This window comes from Sphingomonas sp. 66-10 (assembly GCF_001897045.1).
Classification (GTDB): domain Bacteria; phylum Pseudomonadota; class Alphaproteobacteria; order Sphingomonadales; family Sphingomonadaceae; genus Sphingomonas; species Sphingomonas lycopersici.
Genome location: NZ_MKRR01000150.1, coordinates 73,902 through 75,289 on the forward strand (window position 1 = coordinate 73,902; position 1,388 = coordinate 75,289).

General features: G+C 70.1%; 2 protein-coding genes and 1 pseudogene. All 3 read left to right on the plus strand.

Going from position 1 to position 1,388, the window contains the following annotated elements:
- Nucleotides 1-284 (plus strand): helix-turn-helix domain-containing protein (locus BGN95_RS23165; protein ID WP_286774148.1); only part of this gene is annotated, 284 nt, incomplete at its 5' end.
- Complete coding sequence (gene fliE / locus BGN95_RS23170; protein ID WP_265270565.1) at nt 281-637, plus strand: flagellar hook-basal body complex protein FliE; 357 nt, start codon at nt 281-283, stop codon at nt 635-637. The genes BGN95_RS23165 and fliE, both read left to right, overlap by 4 nt.
- A gap of 75 nt (nt 638-712) precedes the next feature.
- Nucleotides 713-1,388, plus strand: a pseudogene (fliF, locus tag BGN95_RS23175) (flagellar basal-body MS-ring/collar protein FliF); the annotation flags it as partial.

Consider the following 1,388-nt stretch of genomic DNA (forward strand, 5'->3'; position numbering starts at 1 on the left):
TGTTCGCCGCCGGGGGCACGATCGAGGCCGAGCATATCGTGTTCGACCGCCCCGCGCCGCGTGCGGCCGCACCGGTCGAGGCCGATAATGCGACGCTGGGCAAGGTGGTCCAGCTCTCCGAATTCGCCGCGATCCGCGAGACGCTCAAGGCGTGCAACGGCAGCCGGATCGAGACCGCGCGCCGGCTGGGCATTTCGGAGCGCACCCTGCGCTACCGGCTCGCCAAGGCACGCGAACAGGGTGAGGATATCGCCGCGCCGCACGGCAAGGTGGCCTCGGCATGAGCGCGATCGACAGCCTCGGCGGCGTGGAGCGCGTGATGGCGCTGCGCGCGCAGATCCTCGAACGCAACAGCGCGCTGGCGCGCGCCGGCCAGACGGCGGGCGCCGCCCCCGCGGCGGGCGCGGCGCAGGGCGCGCCGAGCTTCACCCAGTCGCTCGAAAATGCGCTCTCCAAGGTCAACGAGACCCAGCAGAAGGCCGGCGCGCTCTCCGAATCCTACGAGCGCGGCGAAACGATCGACATCGCCAAGGTCATGCTCGCGCGCCAGGAAGCCTCGGTCGGCTTCGAGGCGACGCTGCAGGTCCGCAACAAGATCCTGTCCGCCTATAAGGACATCATGAGCATGCCGGTGTAAGACATGGCAAACGCACTCACCCCAGCATCCGCGATCCCCGAACGCTTCGCCAATCCGCTGCGGCAGATCCAGGGCATGCTCGCGCAGCCCGCGGTCCGCCGCGCCGGGCCGATGGCGCTGCTGATCGGGCTGATCGGCGCCGCCGCGCTCGCCTGGTCGCTCTTGTCCTCGCCGCCGCAGAAGACGTTGTTCGCCGGGCTCGCCGATGCGGACAAGGCCGCGGTCACCTCGGCATTGACCGCCGCGGGGATCAAGAGCCGGGTCGATACCGGCACCGATACGGTCACCGTCGCGGAGGACGATTACGCCCGCGCGCGGATGCTGCTCGCCGGGCAAGGCCTGCCCAAGACCGCGCCGGCCGGCTATGCGATCCTCGACCAGCTGCCGATGGGCGTCTCGCGCGCGGTGGAGGGCGAACGGTTGCGGCAGGCGCGCGAGACCGAATTGGCGCGCTCGATCCAGGAAATCGACACGGTGGTCGAGGCGCGGGTGCATCTCGCCACCCCCGAAGCCAGCGCCTTCGTGCGCGACAATGCCGCGCCGTCGGCCTCGGTGGTGCTCAAGCTCCAGCCGGGACGCTCGCTGAGCGACGCGCAGGTCGCCTCGATCGTCAACCTCGTCGCCTCGTCAGTGCCGGGGATGAAGCCGGACAATGTGACGGTGGTCGACCAGATGGGCGGGCTGCTCTCCAAATCGGGTGGGCAAGGCGACAATGGCAGCGACCAGCGGCTTCGCGTCCAGCGCCAGATCG